The organism is Chryseobacterium sp. JV274, from assembly GCF_903969135.1.
In the GTDB taxonomy this organism is placed as follows: Bacteria; Bacteroidota; Bacteroidia; order Flavobacteriales; family Weeksellaceae; genus Chryseobacterium.
In genome coordinates this window covers 4,948,108-4,961,206 of record NZ_LR824569.1, presented here as the reverse complement: position 1 = coordinate 4,961,206, position 13,099 = coordinate 4,948,108, and the positions used below count along the sequence as shown (strand labels likewise).

Here is a 13,099-nt window from a genome sequence, read left to right as displayed (position 1 = left end):
CAAACTGCCATCAGCTTTTATAAATTACCTTGTATATTTACATTATGCAGAATTTTATGTTTTTGCTGATTTTGCTCGGCATACTGAACCCATCTGTTATTCGTAATGAAGATCCTATACCTGTTTACAAAACAGGTGACGATATGTCTTGGGCATCTAAGGATTATAATGATAAGAACTGGTCACCCGAGAGAGCAAATACTTCTGATAAAATTTTCTGGTCACGAACTCATTTAGATCTGCGTAAGGTTGAAAATGAGGTATTACCGCTTGGTCTTCAGATTGAATCCTTTGGTTCTTTTGAAGTATACTGGGACGGAATATTGATTGGTCATAACGGTCAGATTCCACAAAACGGCAAACCGGAAATACCCGGTACTGAAAGCAGTTATTACAGAATTCCGGATCATTTGATTTCGCCTGGTCTTCACACGGTTGCCCTACGCAGTTCACAATCATTACTTCCACACATACAACGTGGTATTGGATATAAATTAGATCCTTATAATTCCTTATTGACAAGCCCATTGGTTACGATGTCTTATATGAATCTCATGGCAGGAGCTTTCCTTATCGCAGCTGTGTATTACTTTTTTCTTTATGTAAACAGCAAGCGAAAACAATGGGATATATTGATCTTCGGAATCATCTGTTTTTTGTTTTTTTCCTTACTGATCATGGAATATCTGAAGTTTCATGTTACAATCCCTTACTCCCAGTTTTTCATACGCCTTGAGATTATCGGTTGGCTGACTTTTGCTAATGCATTATTGGTTCCGCTGTATTTTATCATCCAATTCAATTTTAAAAAGGGAAAATGGCTGATGGCAGCACTTCTGATAGCTTTAGTATTTCTTTACTGGTCCAATTACGGACACTATGATCTGACTGCCAGGCTCTATAGTTTAGCTATGCTTATTGCCTCTTTCATTGTCGTTTTGAATGGTATCATTCAAAAGGAAAAAGGAGGGTTTATAGCTATGCTCGCGCTTTTAATGAGTGCGATGGTCAATCGTTTAGTGGTTTATGATTTTGGGCTGTTCATCAGTTTCACTATCATTGTTCTGAGCATGCTCTATCTGCATTCCATCCGTACAAGTGTTATGGAGGCTGAGCGTCAGAATGCAATTTTACTTTCCTCAAGGCTGCAGTTGGAACTGCTCAAAAAAAATATTCAGCCTCACTTTTTAAGAAATACCCTGACTTCAATGATGGACTGGGTAGAAGAATCTCCAAAAGAAGGAGCGCGTTTTATACAGGCACTGGCTGCAGAGTTTGATATTATGAACGAAATTTCTGAACAAACCCTGATTCCCATAACAAAGGAATTGGAGCTTTGCCGTCAACACCTGTCGGTAATGGGGTTTCGTAAGGAGATTAATTATATATGGGAGCAAAACGGAATAGATGAAAGTCAGCTGATACCCCCCGCTATTATTCATACATTGCTGGAAAATGGTATCACCCACAGTGAACCCTTACCAGAGAACTCTGTTAAATTCATACTTCGTTATGTTGTAACGAAAGAAGGCTATCATCAATATGTTTTTGAAACCATCGCAAAGAACCGGCATATTCTCACAGAACGTGCAGGAGGTAATGGGCTTAGATATATCCGGACACGCCTCACTGAAAGCTATGAGCAAAACTGGAGATTCGATTCGCATGCTACAGAAAACGGCTGGATATCTACCATTCAAATTTTAAAACCATGAATATACTGATCATTGAAGACGAAGCCAGAATCGCCCGTCGTTTACAGCGTATGACTGCCGAATTCTTTGGAAACAGGCCTATCCAGATCACAATCTGTGATTCTCTTCAGAGAGGGCTTGATCAAATTACCAGTCAACTTCCGGATTTACTTCTTCTAGACCTGAATCTCAATGGTGATAATGGTTTTGAAGTATTGGAACAGATGGTAGCGGCTTCTTTTCATACCATTATTGTTTCAGCCAATACGGACAAAGCTATTACTGCTTTTGCTTATGGTGTACTTGATTTCGTTCCCAAACCTTTTGACAGAGAAAGGTTTTTTCAGGCGCTGAACCGATTTATTAGCCCTGCATTAAAATCGGATGATGGGATGAAATATCTTGCAGTAAAGAAATCCGGACAAATCCGGCTTATCAGCATTTCTGAAATTATCTATATCAAAGGAGCAGGAATCTATACAGAACTGCATCTTAAAAATGGGAAACAGGAATTGCATGATAAATCACTTGAACTTTTGCAGCAGCTTCTTCCTGATAGATTTGAAAGGATTCATAAGTCTTATCTCGTCAATCTCCAAGAGGCAGAAAAAATACTGATTAATCCCGGCTCAAGATATGGGCTGCAGATTAAAACCGGTGAAATACTGCCCATAGGACGTTCAAAATATAAAGAACTTAAAAATAAGGTGATTTAGCATATATTAAAGTATTTTTTCAGCTTTTTACATTTAGAATCGTTTGAAAATCAAGATATTAGCACCACATCAGTAACAATCTGAAAAACTAATATTTAGACATAAAAGCAACCATTTTGAACACTTTTATAAAAAATCTGGATAAGCTGTTTGAGCTAACAGCTGAATAAACTATGTTTTATTTCTTAACTTTTATATATTTTCTTCCATTTGGTCACAGTATTCCTGCTTAGTTTAAAATGATCAGCCAATTGTCCGTTATTAAGCTTATTTTTTTTCTGATATTCTAACATGTACAGAATATCTGACTCTTTATATGAACGGTATTTCTGGCTATTTTTCTCTGATATGCCAAAAATAAGGGCATTAATTTTCAGGATGTCCAAAGTAAAAATATTTTTTTTTAGCAGAACCCCTTCACAGGTCTCATATTTTTCCGGATATTTTCTGGTAAGAATGTCTTTGTAAATCTGTCTAAAATCTGGTGTAACATATTTTTTCATATTCAAAATGTTTTTATTATCTGTTGTTATATTTATTAATCCACCTAAAAAGTGTTGTCTTGGGTATACCATATCGTTCTACCACATCATTTTTCGTCATGGTTTCTGTGTTGATCTGTTCCAGAATAAAATCTATGACCTCCTGAGTATAAATAGTCTTACGAAACTGGGGAAGGCTGATTATCTTTTTTCGTTTTTCAGATATATTTTTCCGTGATAACGGTGCATACAGAATAATATGCTGGGAATAGAGTCTGAAAAAATCATATTCCAAAAGCTTACTCCATTTTAGTAATATTTGGATATCTATGCTTCCTGACAGATACATTTTCTCTATTTCTTTTTCTGTGCATTGAAAGTAATTACAGATACGGGAAGTTTCTACATTGTTTTCTATAACTGCTTTCCGAATCATGCTTCCTATATGAATGTCTTTAAAATTCATTTAATCTTTGTATTAAAAGTCCTGCCAAAAGTCCTCTTCCGGCAGGATGAAATGATATATATAAATTGTGTTTTATGTTAAAAAATGTTCTTTAATTCCGAAGAATCATTTCCAGTAGTTCCAGTTGGAGCCCATCGAATACAACCAGGCTCCTTCTACTTTTACATTACCTGTTTACTGTTTTTTATCAATCCTTTTATGGTTTCCAAAAGCTCCACACAGTTCCGTTATAAATGGCCAGCTGTTTTTTTGTGGTATCATATACATCATGCCAGCGGCAGGGTTGACAATGTTGAGGTGTGGACTAGCTATTTTGGGAAGAATCATTGCTTTATTTACATCCACATAAGCATCCTCGAATCTCAGGATATTGATTTCAATGTTGAGAGAATATTGACTTCCAGCAATTACAAGGCTATACGTAAGAAATCTCCTTCCTTACGGGATCTTGTAAACAGCAATGGGGTATCCAACGGACCGATGATGCATTCGGGGCTTATTACCACTTTAGAGGGTGTTGTAGATCATTATAATAAAGTGCCAAAAAGCAGCAAGAATCCTAAGCTGGATATACGTTTGGCACTTGCCGATAACCTAAGAGTCACGGAAAAAGAAAAAAAAGCACTTGTAGCGTTTCTTAAAACCCTTTCCGGAAAAAATATATATACGGATAAAAAATGGTCAAATCCTTTTATTAATCAATAGTACATTTCAAATTTATGCTTAATGAAAAGAAGCCGTCTCACAACTGAGGCGGTTTTTTCTTGTTAAAAAGTAAATAATTTTGTATATTTTATTTTAAATCAATTTTGTTTTCAATGATTTGAAAAAACTTTAAGCTACTGCATTATACAAACAACTATCTTTTCCGCTTTTCTTCTCTTTACACTATAAAATTCAAGAATCATGATGAATTTTTTACTTGCATATCGAACTCTTCTATCTGAGTTAAGAATTAATCCATGGTCAACTTTTCTATTTTTGACAGCCATTTTCCATGCGGCTAAACTTGCCTAATCATTACTCATCCCCGAACTTAAACTCCAGCCGATTATTTTTCTGTCGTACTAATCTATATTCCTGTTAGCTATAAAAAAACATCTTTGGTTTGGGAATAAGTTATCACAGCCCCAAGCTTGTGATGGACTGCCAATCAAAAAGTTTCTATTCAGTATGTTCTCTGCGATCAAATAATTGTGAAATTTAATTTTCCTCTTTGTCTATTACTTTCATGACTTCTTTTGCCTTTTCCTCATCTATAAATTCACCAGGAGTTGGGTCTGGGTAATAGCTATTTATTTGAGGAAATTCATGCCTTTGTTTATTGTAGTATGTCTCTCCTATTTCTCGTACTTGATCATATACAACTCTTCTGTGTAGTTCTTTGAATCCGGCTTCATCATCATGAACATAAATAAAATCAATTATTTTGATTACTTCTTTTTCTTTATTCATTTTTAAGTGTTTTTATATGCTTCTTCTTGTTTAGTATTATTTGTCGCTTTTTGGATTCTTCCCAATTCATAGGTGTATGTAAAAATTAATTGAAACGGGGTATCTTTAAAATTTATGGTTACGAAAGGAGAACCATCTAGTATTTCCTCTCTATTTTAAATATTTGTATTATTTTCTTTATTGAATTTTTATGTAATCTGTGTAACTGCTGATATAGCATATCTTATTTTTTTGCTTTCATTTTTTAATATTTTACATTATCGATTAAATTTATTTTAGCATTCGAAATATCTTGCTAAAATCTTGTATTACTTCTTGGCAAAATAGACAATAAGGTAAGTTGTGCAAGGCAGCTTCAGAGGACATTATTTATCCTATATGCTCACCTTTAATATAATAGTCAAAAATACCTCTTTTCATTCTATTACTATCGATCGAGAAAGTTACAATATCACTTTGCCTGCTCTATCTAGGAATGCTATGCTTACCTTTGTGGCTTGTCCATCTACATCTTTAGCGAAAATTGATTAAAATTATTAATAAAAAGAGACTATTAGAAAAGATGGATTAGGAATATTATGTTTTTGAAGAAAATAACAGTATTGAATTATTTATTCCTATCCCAAATCCCAGTCCAGGATTTAATATCCAGTATGTCTTGAATGAATTTGAAAAAGAAATGTATTTACATATAGGTATTAAAGTCCTTGAAGGTTGATTCCTATCAAGTATTTATCACCAGACAGCAAATTGCGAATTTGACAGGTTTATGTGTCAAAACTGTTATAAGAGCAATTAAAAAACTGCAAAACCAAGGAATATTCCTGATTATCAATAGCAAAATATTTTATTAATCTATATTATCATATCTCCCCCTAATAAAAATTACTTGGTAAAAAATGAACTTTTTAGCCCTTTATGATTGATGACGTAAGAAATAACAAGACAAAAAACATTAACAGTATTTGAAGACAAGCTAATTAAGATCACAGGAAAGTATTATTTAACTCTACGATTCTTTCCAAATCTTCCACTAAATGTTTCGATATCTCTTCGGTTTATGGGTACAAGAACGAAACAGCCAAATAAACAGTTATTATTTCAACAGTAATTTCTACAAGTGTTGAAAACTTAATTGCATTAAACAAAAGTCTAATAGAATTTGTTTGATAAATTGGAGGGATATAATTCATTTTTAATTTGACTTAATCTAACCAAATCATCTATAAAAGTGTTTGAAGATACGCTCGTTAAGTCTACAAGATGGGATTATTAATTTCTAAAATTCTTTCCAAATCTTTCGATATTTCTTCGGTTATAGATACAAGACAGGAACAACCAAGATTTAATATACAATGTAGATTTTTAAACTTCTTAAAGTATTTGTGTCACAAATAAACTATAAGAAACTTCTTAACAAGAATGAGCATTGCACGTATTTCTTCATCAGGCTAAATAAGATAAAACATCGTTACAGGGTTGGAAAATACTGTTAACTTGCTTACAAAACGGGATCTTTTTATAGTGGATCTAATCTTTAACTGTACTCGTATATTGCAGTTTACGTCTTAGAATTAACATGTCCTCACTCACTTTCTTATCTAATATTTTTGCATAATGCTGAGTCGTTTTGATATTCGTATAACCGAGCATTTTACTCACACTTTCAATAGGAACACCATTGGACAAAGTAACAGTAGTGGCAAATGTATGTCTAGCGATATAGAACGTCAAATCTTTATTGATTCCACAGACACTCACAATTTCTTTGAGATACGAATTCATTTTCTGATTGCTCAAAACAGGGAACAGGACATCTGAATTTACACATTCTGGATGGTCTTCATATTTTAAAATCAGTTCCTGTGCCAGAGGTAATAATGGAATTCTGGTTGAGGTATCCGTTTTCTGACGATGTGTGAATATCCATTGGTCGCCATCTATTCCGATATTCACGTGAGATTTCGAAAGTTTCTTTACATCAACATACGCCAAACCTGTATAGCAGCTGAAAAGGAAAATATCACGTACCTGGCTCAATCTGTCTGATGCAAATTCCTTTTCATAAATCGCTTGAATTTCTTCCTTGCTAAGATATGGCCGTTCTACTACCTTGAGTTTTGCTTTGTAGCCTAAAAGGGATAACCTAATAATCTTTTTGAAATTCTTTATATACTTTACTGCCGTATTGTTAGCACATTTACGTACACTACGAAGCCAAAAATCATAATCCATGATAAAAGCATGGTCGATTTTAGTAATATCAATATCAGAAGTTTTGTATTTCCAGTTGAGAAATTCCTGCGTATGTTTTAAAGAGGTTTTGTACCGCTCCAATGTTCCGGACGCAAAATCCTGACCAACTAAAGCCTCAACTTTATCATTATGATCCTGAAAAATAGGAATGAGCATTCTTGTAGAGACATCAGTTCCAAGCAGTTTAGATTTTAAACTTTCTGATGTTACAAAATCTTCTTCTTTCAGCATCAGGTAATGATAATCGTAAACTTGTTGTTCCACAGTTTTAAGATAGAGGTTCAGTATTTTAGCTTCTTGAGTATTACCTAGTGCCTTGTGTGATTTAGTGTCCCATTTCTGTGGATCGATATACCTTTTAGCAGCAATGTCCACAGCTTTGCCATCTATCGTGATTCGTAAAATAGATGGGAGCGGTTCCGTTTGTTATGATTTTATTCTTTTTTATAAAGAATAATAGGTTGAATGTTTTGTTCATTGTGTGGTAACTTTAATTGTTAATAATTTACTTTTTGTTACCACTTTCTGCAAGATGTACAATCGTTAGACTACCTGTTAGTCGGCTTTCCCTGAATTTTTCGTGACCCATTTTCCAATTTTCAGGATGGGTCACGAAATAGGTCATATAAATCATGACCTATTTTGATTTTTTTTGATACTAGCGCAAGAACAAAAAACGCTGTAAACATTGATATCTACAGCGTTTTAGCTTATTTTGGTTTCCCAACTGGCGGAGAGTGAGGGATTCGAACCCCCGGACCTGTTACAGTCAACAGTTTTCAAGACTGCCGCAATCGACCACTCTGCCAACTCTCCCTAAACTCCGGCTATACCGTTGTTTTCAGTGGTGCAAATATAGAACGATTTTTAATTCCCGCAAAACTTTTGCCACACAAATTTTAACAAAACGTAATAATAGACTAGAAATCAAGGGAATTATTTTTCACGAACATATCATCTATTCCTTGTCTACGATTGCAATGAAGCTGTTTTTTAAAAGATCAGATGGGTATACAAACTGATCTCCATCATCTCCCTTTATCACAATAGCCCCCTGCTCATCGTTCAGGCACTTGTCCAGCTGGCTTTTCAGATCATTAAGTTTTCCATGGGGAGCTTCAATAATGTAGGTTCCGGTAACGTGTGTTATTTTGATGACTTTTGTTTCCATATTCTTTTTGATTAGTTGCTAAATGTAGGAATTTTACTTCAAGTATGAAGCCATTTATTACCATGAACAGAAAGACTTTTAGAAATGATCCAAAAATATTATAAAAGATCATGAATCATAAAACTATCCGACATCCTGTACTCAATTTTACATTTTATAATTTATATTTGTAAGGATTCATCAGAATATTAAAAACTAATAACAATATCTTTCAAATGTTTACTCAATCTTTTATTAAAAACACGATTGTTACTGCCTCACTAGCTATTTCCTCTATGGCTTTTGCTCAGAAAATGCCTATATCTGTCCTTCCCTCCGGCCATCTGATTGTAGGAGCTGAAATAGATGGTAAAAAGGGAAATTTCATCTTTGATACCGGCGGAGGAATCAATCTTTTTCTGGGAAATTTTTCCAAACAACTTGGTCCAAAAGAGACTTATAATTATCTGACGGCTTTCCGGGCTACTGGTGAAAAGATGACTATTCCTCTTTTCAAATCGAAAGAGATTATTTTTAATGGTAAGAAATTTAAGGATACCTGGTACTCCACTCATGATATGGAGATCAAAGGAATTGATGGTTTGATTTCCCTTCCAATGCTCTATGACACAGAGTTTATCATCGATTATACTACGAATGAGCTTATATTTCCAAAAGAAAAGCTGGCCAGTAAGAAAGTAATGGATATACAGCTGTCTACCAATGCTGACCAGTCTATGGATATTACCACTTACGTGCTCCTGAACAATAAATATAAGATTAATGTTCTTCTGGATTCCGGTTCTGGCAAAGATTCTTTCTGGCTGAGTGAACACCTGGTGAATATACTGGACATCAAAAAAGAAACACTTCAGATGATGGAAAAGAAAAGTGAGTTTAATCCCGATCTGACGACCAAGTTTTATATCGGTGATATTGGCTCTATTTCTACTCCTTTTGCTACTGTTGAAAAACCTAAAGTCTCTTTTGTGGAAGGTCTTATTTATGAAGGTAAAACAAGTATCAACTGGCTGGGTAAAAAACTGGGATTCAACCTTAAGGAGAAAAAGATTTATATTTTGGATTAAGAATTAAGGCAATATTGTAAAACTGTCGTTCTGACGAAAGAGAATCTTAAAGCTTGAGATTTTTCCTTCGTCAGAATGACAATTTGGAGAGGCTTGAGTGTGAGGGAAACCACCCCGTCAAAAATTCTTCGAATTCTCGCCACCTTTCCAAGGGAGGGAAATGATTGTGTCTTAAGTTGTATTGTTTGTCATTTCACAGTAATCCCAGCTTTTTTAAAATACTTTAGATTCCACGCTTCACTTTGTTCCGCTCTGAATGACAAACATCCTCCACCTTTTACTCTCCAGCAGGTTCGAATAATTCTATTTTATTTCCTTCCGGATCAAGAATGTGTACAAACTTTCCATATTCATATGTAGCGACCTCATCCAGGACAGTTACACCTTCTTTCTTTAGTTCCTTTACCAATGCTTCGATATTCTCTACATGGTAATTGATCATGAATTCTTTTGATGAAGGTTCAAAATATTGGGTAGACTCTTTAAAAGGGCTCCATAGTGTATATCCTTTCTTATCAGATCCTTCGTCTTTCCAGTCGAATTTGGCACCATATGGACTGGTTGGTAATCCGAGATGGGTTTTGTACCATTCATTTACTTGTTCCGGGTCTTTACACTTAAAGAAGATGCCTCCGATAGCAGTTACTCTTTTCATTTTTTATCCGTTTTTGTTCAGTTTATAGTTTCTTACATGCAATTTGTAATCGTTTTGCAATTTCACAAATATATTAATGTTTTCATTAGATATTTCATGAATTTTCATTGAATATTTGATGAGAGCCATGTTCGAAATTGAAGCACTTAAACCACTAAGAAAAATTAAATGTTTAAGAATATTAGGGTGAAACAGTGTGCTCTTAAAGCGTCTTTGATGTTTCCTTAACTTTCCTTCACAGCTTCAATTTCCTTAATGGTTCAAAAAATTTGAAAACATCATATTATTTCAGGAAAAATTATAACAAAAAAGCGCACCCATCGGGCACGCTTTGTATTGTATAAACTGAATACTATTAGTGTAATTCAGCTAAATATTTTTCAGCATCCATGGCAGACATACATCCGCTTCCTGCAGCTGTAATAGCCTGTCTGTAGATATGATCCTGAACATCTCCAGCCGCAAATACTCCCGGAAGATTTGTTCTTGTAGAACCTTTTTCTGTTAAGATATATCCATTCTCATCAAGATCTATCTGACCTGCGAAAATATCAGTATTTGGCTTGTGACCGATCGCGATAAAGATTCCTTCAACCTCTACTGTAGATTTCTCCTGAGTCTGGTTATTGATGATCACTGCTCTTTCTACCAAACTGTTTTCTCCTTCAATCCCGATTAATTCATGGTGAAATTTCACTTCGATATTCGGAGTACTTTCCACTCTGTGAACCATTGCTTTTGAAGCTCTGAAAACGTCTTTTCTCACCAATAATGTTACTTTCTTACATAATTTGGCAAGGTAAGTAGCCTCTTCAGCTGCTGTATCTCCTGCTCCTACTACTACTACATCTTTTCCTCTGTAGAAGAATCCGTCACACGTAGCACAAGCAGAAACTCCACCTCCTGCATATTTTTTCTCATCATCAAGACCTAAATATTTTGCTGTAGCGCCAGTAGAGATAATTACTGTTTTGGCAAGGATCTCTTTGTTTCCTGCATATAATTTGTGAACACCGCCAACTTCCTTAGAGAATTCAGCTTTAGTGATCATTTCATAATGAACTTTGGTATCAAATCTTTCTGCCTGTTTTTGCAGATCCATCATCATTTCAGGACCTGTAATCCCAGCTGGATACCCTGGAAAGTTATCCACTTCTGTGGTTGTAGTTAATTGTCCGCCTGGCTCCAAACCTGTATACAATTCAGGTTTAAGGTCTGCTCTTGCTGCATAGATAGCAGCGGTGAAGCCAGAAGGCCCAGATCCAACGATCACACAATCTAAAATGTTTTGCTCCATAATTTACTTTGTTCGAAAAGATTTAATTTGAATTAAGACTGCTAATTTCGGAATTTTTAATTTCTCCTTAAAGTTATTTTAATGATACTTGTCAATATCTGATATGTTGAATTTCGATAGTAATTGTTATAGAGTAGATTAGAGTTCTGGGGTTGGGTTACAGGATTTGGTCTTTAATATAAAAATTAAAACTTTTGTTTTCATATCCGCATCAAGTATCACAAACTCATCTCGCTATCTCGAATCACGAATCACGAAACTCGTATCCCGTCTCACACCTTCATCTTAATTTTATCTACATTGATAATCTTATATACCAGCTCTCTGATGAGTTCCGCCTCTCCCATATTCACTGCTCCAAGTCCTTTTCCTTTCATATCAAACTCACGGAGAATAGAAATGACTCTTGTGGCGTGTTTCAAAGGATAAAGTCTCGCACTTTCTGCATAATCTTTAATAAAGTAAGGATTTACGCCCATTTGGGAAGCAATGGTCTGTGGAGACTGCCCAGCCATCGTTTGATAGATAATAACGTTTGAAAAGTAATTGTAAAGGCTTGCCAGCATCATTACAAAAGGATTGTTTTTCGGGTTCTTTCCCATAAAATGGGCAATTTTAAAAGCAGCATTCGCATTTTTGGTTCCCAACGCTTTTTGAAGTTCAAAAATGTTATATTCTTTACTGATTCCGATATGGTTTTCAACAATCGTTCCGTCAAGGATTTCTCCTTCTTTAAGAATGATCTTTAATTTGTTGAGTTCATTGACAATTCTTGACAGGTCATTACCCAGATATTCTGCCAGAAGATGGGAAATATTAGGTGCTGTATTGATTTTAAATTTCGCACATTCATCTGAAATCCATTTAGGAAGATTGCTTTCCTTTACAGATTCACTCAGAAAAAGAGCTTTGGCTTTATCCAGAGCTTTAGCAGCCTTTTTCCGGCTGTCCAGTTTCTTGTGTTTATGCGCAAAAACCAATACAGTAGAAGGAACAGGGTTTTCTACATAAGATTCTAAAATTCTGTTTTCCTCTTCATTGAATCGCAAATCCTGAGCTTCTTTCACGATAATCACCTGCTTGTCTCCCATCATTGGAAACTGTCTTGCCAGAGAAAGGACTTCCTGATAAGAAGTATCTTTTCCGTAGGTAACTGTTTGGTTGAAAGCTTTCTCATCTTCTTCCAAAAAGTTATGCTCAAGGGCTTTCACAGCGACATCAATAAAGTAAGCTTCTTCTCCGTGGAAAAAATAAATAGGTAAAACTTCTTTATTTTTAATATTTTTGAGGATTAAATCTAATTCTTTCATCTTATTAATGGAACTTCCAAAACTGAATTTTCAGGAAACTTTTGATTTTAAATTCAAGAAAGACAAAGATAAGTTTTTTATTTATGATTTAGTTCGTAAAACTTATCTTCTGCTCACTCCTGAGGAATGGGTAAGACAGCACTGGATACATTATTATCTTACTGTAAAGTCCTATTCTACCTCAGCCCTGATCACCGAAAAAAAGATAGTCCTGAATGGATTGACCAAACGTATTGACCTTCTGGTGACCGAGAAAACAGAACCTATAATTCTGATCGAATGTAAAGCGCCGCAAATCAAATTAACGGAAAAGACATTTGAGCAGACCGCCAGATACAATTCCATTATCGGAGCCAGAGAAATTATTCTTACCAATGGTCTTCAGCATATCAATGCTTATTATAAGGATGGACAGTATCAGTTTTACAGAACGGAATAGTACAAAATCATTTCCGTTTACCAATATTGATTGGAACAGTAAAGAATTCCCATCCTTTGGAGGGGTGGTGAAAATTCAAAGAATTTTTGAC

At 34.9% G+C, this 13,099-nt stretch carries 14 protein-coding genes and 1 tRNA gene; 6 read left to right on the top strand and 9 right to left on the bottom strand.

All coding sequences use genetic code 11. The annotated features are described in order from the left end of the window. The first annotated feature begins 143 nt into the window (after window positions 1-143). Both CHRYMOREF3P_RS22865 and CHRYMOREF3P_RS22860 read left to right on the top strand, forming a co-directional pair. The gene (locus CHRYMOREF3P_RS22865; RefSeq protein ID WP_180565590.1) at window positions 144-1,715 is read left to right on the top strand and encodes a histidine kinase; all 1,572 of its coding nucleotides are present in this window, start codon (window positions 144-146) and stop codon (window positions 1,713-1,715) included. Next, entirely contained in the window at window positions 1,712-2,410 is a 699-nt protein-coding gene (locus CHRYMOREF3P_RS22860) for a LytR/AlgR family response regulator transcription factor (protein WP_077414714.1), read from the top strand. Before CHRYMOREF3P_RS22865 ends, CHRYMOREF3P_RS22860 begins: the two co-directional genes overlap by 4 nt. Window positions 2,411-2,595: 185 nt before the next feature. On the opposite strand, the gene CHRYMOREF3P_RS22855 is transcribed toward CHRYMOREF3P_RS22860, so the two are convergent. Together CHRYMOREF3P_RS22855 and CHRYMOREF3P_RS22850 are read right to left on the bottom strand one after the other, a co-directional pair. Next, a complete protein-coding gene (locus CHRYMOREF3P_RS22855) occupies window positions 2,596-2,913 on the bottom strand; it encodes a transposase (protein ID WP_077414716.1) in 318 nt (105 codons plus the stop codon). Between the two features lie 16 nt (window positions 2,914-2,929). After that, window positions 2,930-3,358, bottom strand: coding sequence for a transposase (locus CHRYMOREF3P_RS22850; RefSeq protein ID WP_077414718.1), 429 nt, complete (start codon window positions 3,356-3,358; stop codon window positions 2,930-2,932). 249 nt (window positions 3,359-3,607) lie between these two features. Here CHRYMOREF3P_RS22850 and CHRYMOREF3P_RS22845 point away from each other — a divergent pair, with 249 nt between their 5' ends. After that, window positions 3,608-4,063 carry a hypothetical protein gene (locus CHRYMOREF3P_RS22845; protein ID WP_180565589.1) on the top strand — a complete coding sequence of 152 codons (456 nt, stop codon included), beginning with the start codon at window positions 3,608-3,610 and terminating at the stop codon, window positions 4,061-4,063. 498 nt (window positions 4,064-4,561) lie between these two features. On the opposite strand, the gene CHRYMOREF3P_RS22840 is transcribed toward CHRYMOREF3P_RS22845, so the two are convergent. Further along, on the bottom strand, window positions 4,562-4,813 hold the full coding sequence (locus CHRYMOREF3P_RS22840; protein ID WP_180565588.1) for a hypothetical protein: 252 nt from the start codon (window positions 4,811-4,813) through the stop codon (window positions 4,562-4,564). A gap of 707 nt (window positions 4,814-5,520) precedes the next feature. Between CHRYMOREF3P_RS22840 and CHRYMOREF3P_RS22835 the strand changes: the two genes are divergently transcribed. Further along, the gene (locus CHRYMOREF3P_RS22835; protein ID WP_262889616.1) at window positions 5,521-5,667 is read left to right on the top strand and encodes a helix-turn-helix domain-containing protein; all 147 of its coding nucleotides are present in this window, start codon (window positions 5,521-5,523) and stop codon (window positions 5,665-5,667) included. A gap of 676 nt (window positions 5,668-6,343) precedes the next feature. Here CHRYMOREF3P_RS22835 and CHRYMOREF3P_RS22830 read toward each other — a convergent pair. The 3 genes from CHRYMOREF3P_RS22830 to CHRYMOREF3P_RS22820 form a co-directional block, all read right to left on the bottom strand. Then, the gene (locus CHRYMOREF3P_RS22830; protein ID WP_317169710.1) at window positions 6,344-7,444 is read right to left on the bottom strand and encodes a site-specific integrase; all 1,101 of its coding nucleotides are present in this window, start codon (window positions 7,442-7,444) and stop codon (window positions 6,344-6,346) included. 353 nt (window positions 7,445-7,797) lie between these two features. Further along, window positions 7,798-7,885 (bottom strand) — tRNA-Ser (locus tag CHRYMOREF3P_RS22825). A gap of 142 nt (window positions 7,886-8,027) precedes the next feature. Continuing rightward, complete coding sequence (locus tag CHRYMOREF3P_RS22820; RefSeq protein ID WP_077414816.1) at window positions 8,028-8,240, bottom strand: glyceraldehyde-3-phosphate dehydrogenase; 213 nt, start codon at window positions 8,238-8,240, stop codon at window positions 8,028-8,030. A 215-nt stretch (window positions 8,241-8,455) separates the two neighbouring features. Between CHRYMOREF3P_RS22820 and CHRYMOREF3P_RS22815 the strand changes: the two genes are divergently transcribed. Then, window positions 8,456-9,307 (top strand): hypothetical protein, encoded by an 852-nt coding sequence (locus CHRYMOREF3P_RS22815; RefSeq protein WP_139348481.1) that lies wholly within the window; start codon window positions 8,456-8,458, stop codon window positions 9,305-9,307. 277 nt (window positions 9,308-9,584) lie between these two features. Here the strand turns inward: CHRYMOREF3P_RS22815 and CHRYMOREF3P_RS22810 are convergent, their stop codons facing one another. From CHRYMOREF3P_RS22810 to holA, 3 genes are all read right to left on the bottom strand, one after another. Continuing rightward, on the bottom strand, window positions 9,585-9,962 hold the full coding sequence (locus tag CHRYMOREF3P_RS22810) for a VOC family protein (protein WP_077414820.1): 378 nt from the start codon (window positions 9,960-9,962) through the stop codon (window positions 9,585-9,587). A gap of 355 nt (window positions 9,963-10,317) precedes the next feature. Continuing rightward, a complete protein-coding gene (trxB, locus tag CHRYMOREF3P_RS22805; RefSeq protein WP_077414822.1) occupies window positions 10,318-11,259 on the bottom strand; it encodes a thioredoxin-disulfide reductase in 942 nt (313 codons plus the stop codon). A 272-nt stretch (window positions 11,260-11,531) separates the two neighbouring features. Beyond that, on the bottom strand, window positions 11,532-12,569 hold the full coding sequence (gene holA, locus CHRYMOREF3P_RS22800; RefSeq protein WP_077414824.1) for a DNA polymerase III subunit delta: 1,038 nt from the start codon (window positions 12,567-12,569) through the stop codon (window positions 11,532-11,534). A gap of 7 nt (window positions 12,570-12,576) precedes the next feature. Here holA and CHRYMOREF3P_RS22795 point away from each other — a divergent pair, with 7 nt between their 5' ends. Beyond that, complete coding sequence (locus tag CHRYMOREF3P_RS22795) at window positions 12,577-13,008, top strand: type I restriction enzyme HsdR N-terminal domain-containing protein (protein WP_077414826.1); 432 nt, start codon at window positions 12,577-12,579, stop codon at window positions 13,006-13,008. Window positions 13,009-13,099 lie beyond the last annotated feature (91 nt).

Bases quoted from the DNA above. Each gene is read 5' to 3' on its own strand.
- CHRYMOREF3P_RS22865 (WP_180565590.1), top strand. From the start codon at position 144: ATGTCTTGGGCATCTAAGGATTATAATGATAAGAACTGGTCACCCGAG.
- CHRYMOREF3P_RS22860 (WP_077414714.1), top strand. From the start codon at position 1,712: ATGAATATACTGATCATTGAAGACGAAGCCAGAATCGCCCGTCGTTTA.
- CHRYMOREF3P_RS22855 (WP_077414716.1), bottom strand. From the start codon at position 2,913: ATGAAAAAATATGTTACACCAGATTTTAGACAGATTTACAAAGACATT.
- CHRYMOREF3P_RS22850 (WP_077414718.1), bottom strand. From the start codon at position 3,358: ATGAATTTTAAAGACATTCATATAGGAAGCATGATTCGGAAAGCAGTT.
- CHRYMOREF3P_RS22840 (WP_180565588.1), bottom strand. From the start codon at position 4,813: ATGAATAAAGAAAAAGAAGTAATCAAAATAATTGATTTTATTTATGTT.
- CHRYMOREF3P_RS22820 (WP_077414816.1), bottom strand. From the start codon at position 8,240: ATGGAAACAAAAGTCATCAAAATAACACACGTTACCGGAACCTACATT.
- CHRYMOREF3P_RS22815 (WP_139348481.1), top strand. From the start codon at position 8,456: ATGTTTACTCAATCTTTTATTAAAAACACGATTGTTACTGCCTCACTA.
- CHRYMOREF3P_RS22810 (WP_077414820.1), bottom strand. From the start codon at position 9,962: ATGAAAAGAGTAACTGCTATCGGAGGCATCTTCTTTAAGTGTAAAGAC.
- trxB (WP_077414822.1), bottom strand. From the start codon at position 11,259: ATGGAGCAAAACATTTTAGATTGTGTGATCGTTGGATCTGGGCCTTCT.
- holA (WP_077414824.1), bottom strand. From the start codon at position 12,569: ATGAAAGAATTAGATTTAATCCTCAAAAATATTAAAAATAAAGAAGTT.
- CHRYMOREF3P_RS22795 (WP_077414826.1), top strand. From the start codon at position 12,577: ATGGAACTTCCAAAACTGAATTTTCAGGAAACTTTTGATTTTAAATTC.